The sequence below is a fragment of the Rhodopseudomonas sp. genome, assembly GCF_048594845.1.
Lineage (GTDB): Bacteria > Pseudomonadota > Alphaproteobacteria > Rhizobiales > Xanthobacteraceae > Rhodopseudomonas.
In genome coordinates this window covers 1-6,299 of sequence record NZ_JBMDXE010000036.1, presented here as the reverse complement: position 1 = coordinate 6,299, position 6,299 = coordinate 1, and the positions used below count along the sequence as shown (strand labels likewise).

Here is a 6,299-nt window from a genome sequence, read left to right as displayed (position 1 = left end):
GCGTTCGCGATGGCCGACCAGGTGCTGTATTCGGGCGTCGCCTGCATCACCGACCTGATGGTCAAGGAAGGCCTGATCAACCTCGACTTCGCCGACGTCCGCGCCGTGATGCGCGAGATGGGCAAGGCGATGATGGGCACCGGCGAAGCTTCCGGCGAGAAGCGCGCGCTGACCGCCGCCGAAGCCGCGATCGCCAATCCGCTGATCGACGATTCGTCGATGAAGGGGGCGAGGGGCCTGCTGATCTCGATCACCGGCGGCAAGGACCTGACGCTGTTCGAAGTCGACGAAGCCGCCACCCGCATTCGCGAGGAAGTCGACCAGGACGCCAACATCATCGTCGGCGCCACCTACGACGAAAGCCTCGATGGCATCATCCGCGTGTCGGTCGTGGCGACCGGCATCGAGAAAGATCAGTTGTCGCGGAACGCAGCCGCGGCCGGCGCGGCTGCCCAAGCTGCTGCGCCGGCGGACAGCCGTCTGGCTGAACTGACTGCCAAGCTGCGCGCCGACAACCAGCGCATCGCCGAAGCCGCTGCCGCCCGCGCCGCGCAGGTTGCTGCCGCTCCGGCGGCGGTCGCCGCGGCGCCGGCTCCGCGTAACCCGAACGTCGAGCGCGCTGCGCTGGCCGCGATCGCGGCTGCCGTCAGCACCGAACAGATGCCGGCTCCGCAGGTCGCTCAGGCGCCGGTTGCGCCGGCGTCCTATGGCGACGTCACTGTCCGCCCGATTCCGCAGAAGCCCTCGCTGTTCCCCGATCTGGAGCAGACCCGCGCGGTGTCCGAGGAGCCGGAGACGCCGGACTCGTTCATTCCCCAGCAGCCGGATCGTGCCGCTTTGCGGTCGCCGCGCATGCCGCGGTTCGACGAGCTGCCGGTGCCGGCGCAGAACGAGATCCGTCAGGCCGCGCGCGGCGAAACCGACGACGAGCCGCAGAAGACCCGGCTGTCGCTGCTCCAGCGTCTGGCCAACGGCCTGAGCCGCCGCGACGACGAATCGGAGACGGCTCCGCCGGTCCGGGTCGCCGCCGCACCCGCGGTGCCGCAGATGCCGCCGCTCCCGGAACGTCGCCCGCAGCGCAGCGTCGCGGAGCAGATGGGTCATGATCCGGTTTCGGAATATGCCAAGCGTCCGGCGCCGCAGGGTCTGGATCTCCACGGGCGTCCGGCACCTGTATCCCAGGCGCCACAGGGTGACGACCATCTGGATATCCCCGCCTTCTTGCGGCGGCAGGCAAACTGATCCCGTGCCTCATTTCAAACAATGACAAGACCCCGGAGGGCCGCCTCCGGGGTCTTGTTTTTGTGCGATGCGAAGACGGGAATTTGTGTTAGATGATTGATTTTAAAGATAAATTTGAAATTTCCGCGGACAGCGAGGGAACGATTGCTGCCATCTTTGCGTCTGAATTCGAGGCAGCGGCGGCGGTAATGCGGCGGAGTTGGGGTAACAATCCGTAAAAAAGCGTGAGTTGGCGCTCTTTGGGGCAGTGCTATGGTTTTCTGGACTTGGGGACACACGGTCGAGTCGCCGGACAAGATCTTGAGAACAGATCAGAAAGACGTCCGGGTGTGGCTGACTGGTGGTCAATGGTGGGCGGTTTACGCATGAAATTCAGCCGGCAGACAACGCTGCGTTCGCAAGCCACGGTGACGGGCGTAGGTGTTCATTCCGGCCAGCCAGTCAATCTCACCATCGGGCCCGCATCCATCGACGCGGGTTATGTTTTTGTTCGGACCGGCCTCGATGGCGCGGATCGCGAAATCGCCGCCAACGCCAAATCGGTTGTCGCCACCGAACTTGCCACCGTGCTCGGCGACAGTGAAGGTCCGCTGGTCTCCACTGCCGAGCACGTTCTCGCCGCGCTGCGCGGCATGGGCATCGACAACGCCACGATCGAAGTCGACGGTCCCGAAGTTCCGATCATGGACGGCAGTGCCGCGCCGTTCGTCGCCGCCATCGATCAGGCCGGCGTTCGCGAGCAGTCCGCTCCCCGCCGTTTCATCCAGGTTCTCAAGCCGATCCGCGTCACCCAGGGCAAGTCGGTCGGCGAGCTGCGTCCCCATGCCGGTGGATTCCGGGTCGAGGTCGAGATCGACTTCTCCAATCCGGTCATCGGCCAGCAGAGCTACACCCTCGGCGTCGAGCCGGAAGCTTTCCGCCGTGAAGTCGCCCGCGCCCGCACCTTCGGCTGCATGAGCGATGTCGCGCGGCTCTGGGAAATGGGCTACGCCCGCGGCGCCTCGTTCGAGAACTCGGTGGTGTTCGACGACGAGCGCCTGTTGAATGTCGAAGGTCTGCGTTACGCCGATGAATGCGCGCGCCACAAATTGCTGGACGCGATCGGCGACCTGGCGCTGGCCGGCCTGCCGATCCTCGGCGCCTATCGCTCGGTCCGGGGTGGCCACAAGCTCAACCATTCGGTGCTGACCGCGCTTCTGGCCGATCGTACGGCCTACCGGGTGATCGAATCCGAGCCGGCGCGTCGCGCGGTCCGGGGGCCTGCCGAAGCCGTCACCGGTCTGGTCGGCGGCATGGTTGCGCCGGCCTACGGTCCGGACATGTCCTGATCTCGCGATCGGACGTTTCTCACCTGCCGGAAGTCACACCGCGCCTCGTTTGTCCGCCTCTCGCACGCCGCCGTGCGATCGCCTTATTCCCGGCGGAATGCCTGCTTACCCGGTTGGTCCCATAACCTTTTTCGGCTAAACAGCCGGTGGTTGACTCGATGCTTCGGGGGCAGGCCGGTGATGCGAGCCTTGACGGCTCGTCCCAGCGCCGAAGCGCAACGTTCTCCAGTTGGTCAGGTTGGAATTGATGTCGGCACAGCGGCTCGGACTGCGAAACAGGCTGGTCTCGCGCGGAAGCCACCGCTTTTGGCGCAGCCTTCCCCTGATGGCCAGTCTGGCGATGCTGGCGCTGCCGCTGGGTGGCTGCGGCACCGGTGCGATCTGGGACAAATTCCTGGCCAAGGACGAGGACAAGTTCAACGACGAGCCGGCGGACAAGCTCTACAATGAGGGCTTGTACCTGATGAACAAGGACAAGGACCTCAAGGCCGCGTCCAAGAAGTTCGAGGAAGTTGACCGCCAGCATCCGTATTCGGACTGGGCCCGCAAATCGCTGCTGATGTCGGCCTATTCGTACTATCAGGCCGGCGACTACGACAGCTGCATCGGCTCGGCGACCCGTTACGTGACGCTGCATCCCGGCAGCCCGGACGCCGCCTATGCGCAGTACCTGATCGCGGCGTCGCATTACGACCAGATCCCCGATATCTCCCGCGACCAGGGCCGTACCGAAAAGGCGATCGCGGCGCTGGAAGAGGTGATCCGCAAATACCCGACCTCCGAATATGCCAACCAGGCCAAGCAGAAGCTGGAAGGCGCACGCGACCAGCTCGCCGGCAAGGAGATGGACGTCGGCCGCTATTACATGGAGAAGCGCGACTACGCGGCGGCGATCAACCGCTTCAAGACCGTGGTGACACGTTATCAGACCACCCGCCACGTCGAGGAAGCGCTAGCCCGCCTGACCGAGGCCTATATGGCGATCGGTATCGTCGGCGAGGCGCAAACCGCCGCCGCGGTGCTTGGCCACAATTTTCCTGACAGCCGCTGGTACAAAGACGCTTATAATCTTGTAAAGTCGGGCGGACTCGAACCCACCGAGAACAAGGGCTCCTGGATCAGCAAGTCCTTCAAAAAGCTCGGTCTCGGATAGGACTGACCTCACATGCTCGCCCGCCTGTCGATCCGCGATATCGTGTTGATCGAGCGGCTCGACATCGAATTTTCCCGCGGCCTCGCGGTGCTGACCGGCGAGACCGGTGCGGGCAAATCGATTCTGCTGGATGCTTTTGCGCTGGCGCTCGGCGGCCGCGGCGATGCCGCGCTGGTTCGCCACGGCGCCGAGCACGGCCAGGTCACCGCCACCTTCGATCTCGCCAAGGGGCATCCGGCCTTCGCGATTCTCGCCGCCAATGGCCTCGATGATCGCGACGAGGAAGACGCCGGCGAGATGATCCTGCGCCGCGTCCAGTTCGCCGACGGCCGCACCCGTGCTTTCATCAACGACCAGTCGGTCAGCGTGCAGACCCTCAAGACGGTCGGCGCGGCGCTGGTCGAGATCCACGGCCAGCACGACGAGCGCGCGCTGGTCGATGCCGCAACCCATCGCCGCCTGCTCGACGCCTTCGCCGGGCTGGAAAAGGACGTCGCCGCGCTGGAGACGCTGTGGGAAGGCCGCCGCACCGCGCGGGCTGCGCTCGACGAGCACCGCGCCGGCATGGCGCGCGCCGCCCGCGAGGCCGACTATCTGCGTCATGCCTCCGAAGAGCTGAAGCAGCTCGCGCCCAAGGACGGCGAGGAAACCTCGCTGGCCGAGCGCCGCACCACCATGATGCAGGGCGAGAAGATCGCCGCCGATCTGCGCGAGGCCCAGGAAGTCGTCGGCGGCCACCATTCGCCCGTCGCAGCGCTCGCCTCCGCGGTCCGCCGGCTGGAGCGCCGCGCCGGCACTGCGCCGCAGCTGATCGAGCCGGCCGTGCGGGCGATCGACACCGCGATCAATGCGCTGGAAGAGGCGGATCAACACCTCAACGCTGCGCTCGCGGCCGCCGATTTCGACCCGCTCGAACTCGAGCGCATCGAGGAACGGCTGTTCGCGCTACGCGCCGCCGCGCGCAAATATTCGACGCCGGTCGACGGCCTCGCGGTGCTCGCCGCGCAATACGCGTCGGACGTGGCGTTGATCGATGCGGGCGCCGATCGTCTCGTTGCCTTGGAGAAGGCCGCGGGTGAGGCGGATGCGCGCTACAGCGTTGCTGCGTCGAAGCTCTCGGCGTCCCGAACCAAGGCGGCCGAGAAGCTCAACAAGGCGGTGAACGGCGAACTCGCGCCGTTGAAACTCGAACGCGCCAAGTTCATGACCCAGGTGGAAGCCGATGAGGCTGTGCCAGGGCCGCAAGGCATCGACCGCGTCGAGTTCTGGGTTCAGACCAACCCGGGTACGCGTCCAGGCCCGATGATGAAGGTCGCCTCCGGCGGTGAGCTGTCGCGCTTCCTGCTGGCGCTCAAGGTGGTGCTGTCCGACAAGGGCTCGGCGCCCACTTTGGTATTCGACGAGATCGACACCGGCGTCGGCGGCGCCGTGGCTGACGCGATCGGCGGCCGCCTGGCGCGGCTGGCGTCCAAGGTCCAGGTGATGGCCGTCACCCACGCCCCGCAGGTCGCCGCGCGCGCCGACCAGCATCTGCTGATCTCCAAAGCCTCCCTCGACAAAGGCAAACGCGTCGCCACCCGCGTCGCCGCCCTGGAACAAGACCACCGCCGCGAAGAGATCGCGAGGATGCTGGCAGGCGCGGAAATCACCGCCGAGGCCAGAGCCGCAGCGGACCGGTTGATCAAGGCGGCGGGGTAGGCCGCTCACCAGAGCAGCGGGTGGCGCTTCCGAAGCCGCCATTGTATCGATCGGTCATGACCAAGCCGCCGAAACCCGCCCCGACCGACATCGCCAAGCTCACCAAGCCGAAGGCCAAGATCGAGCTGACACGGTTGCGTCTGGAGATCGAGGGGCATAACGCCGCTTACTATCAGCACGACGCGCCGAAGATTTCCGACGCGGAGTACGACGCGTTGCGACGGCGGCTCGAGGCGATCGAGGCGAAGTTTCCGGATCTGGTCAGCGCCTCGTCGCCGACCCAGACCGTCGGCGCGGCGCCGGCGCGCGGGTTTGCCAAGGTGCAGCACGCGGTGCCGATGCTGTCGCTCGGTAACGCCTTCTCCGATGAAGACGTCACCGAGTTTGTGGAGCGCGTGCAGCGCTTCCTCAAGCTGGATGCGGTGCCGTCGATCGTCGCCGAGCCGAAGATCGACGGGCTGTCGTTGTCGCTGCGTTACGAGAACGGCGAGCTGGTGCGCGCGGCGACGCGCGGCGATGGCTTCACCGGCGAGGACGTCACCGCCAATGTCCGCACCATCAAGGACATTCCGACTACGCTGAAGGGCAACGCCATCCCCGCCGCCTGCGAACTGCGCGGCGAAGTGTACATGCTGAAGCAGGACTTCCTCGCGCTCAACAAGAGACAGGAAGAAGCCGGCGACACCGTGTTCGCCAATCCGCGCAATTCCGCCGCCGGCTCGCTGCGGCAGAAGGACGTGGCGATCACCGCGTCGCGGCCGCTGAAATTCTTCGCCTATGCGTGGGGCGAGATGAGTGACTATCCGATGGACGAGCCGACCCAGCACAAGATGCTGCAGTGGCTCGATCGTGCCGGCTTCGTGGTCAATCCCGAGATC

General features: G+C 65.9%; 5 protein-coding genes. All 5 read left to right on the top strand.

All coding sequences use genetic code 11. From position 1 onward, the window contains the following. A partial coding sequence (locus ACOJTD_RS02020) for a cell division protein FtsZ (protein ID WP_420131271.1) occupies positions 1-1,242 on the top strand: 1,242 nt, incomplete at its 5' end. 365 nt (positions 1,243-1,607) lie between these two features. Further along, the gene (gene lpxC, locus ACOJTD_RS02015; RefSeq protein WP_420131272.1) at positions 1,608-2,570 is read left to right on the top strand and encodes a UDP-3-O-acyl-N-acetylglucosamine deacetylase; all 963 of its coding nucleotides are present in this window, start codon (positions 1,608-1,610) and stop codon (positions 2,568-2,570) included. Positions 2,571-2,817: 247 nt separating this feature from the next. Then, positions 2,818-3,723, top strand: a complete 906-nt coding sequence (locus ACOJTD_RS02010; RefSeq protein WP_420131270.1) for an outer membrane protein assembly factor BamD — start codon at positions 2,818-2,820, stop codon at positions 3,721-3,723. A 12-nt stretch (positions 3,724-3,735) separates the two neighbouring features. After that, positions 3,736-5,421 carry a DNA repair protein RecN gene (gene recN / locus ACOJTD_RS02005; protein WP_420131269.1) on the top strand — a complete coding sequence of 562 codons (1,686 nt, stop codon included), beginning with the start codon at positions 3,736-3,738 and terminating at the stop codon, positions 5,419-5,421. A 56-nt stretch (positions 5,422-5,477) separates the two neighbouring features. After that, on the top strand, positions 5,478-6,299 hold an 822-nt coding region (locus ACOJTD_RS02000), incomplete at its 3' end, for a DNA ligase LigA-related protein (protein WP_420131268.1).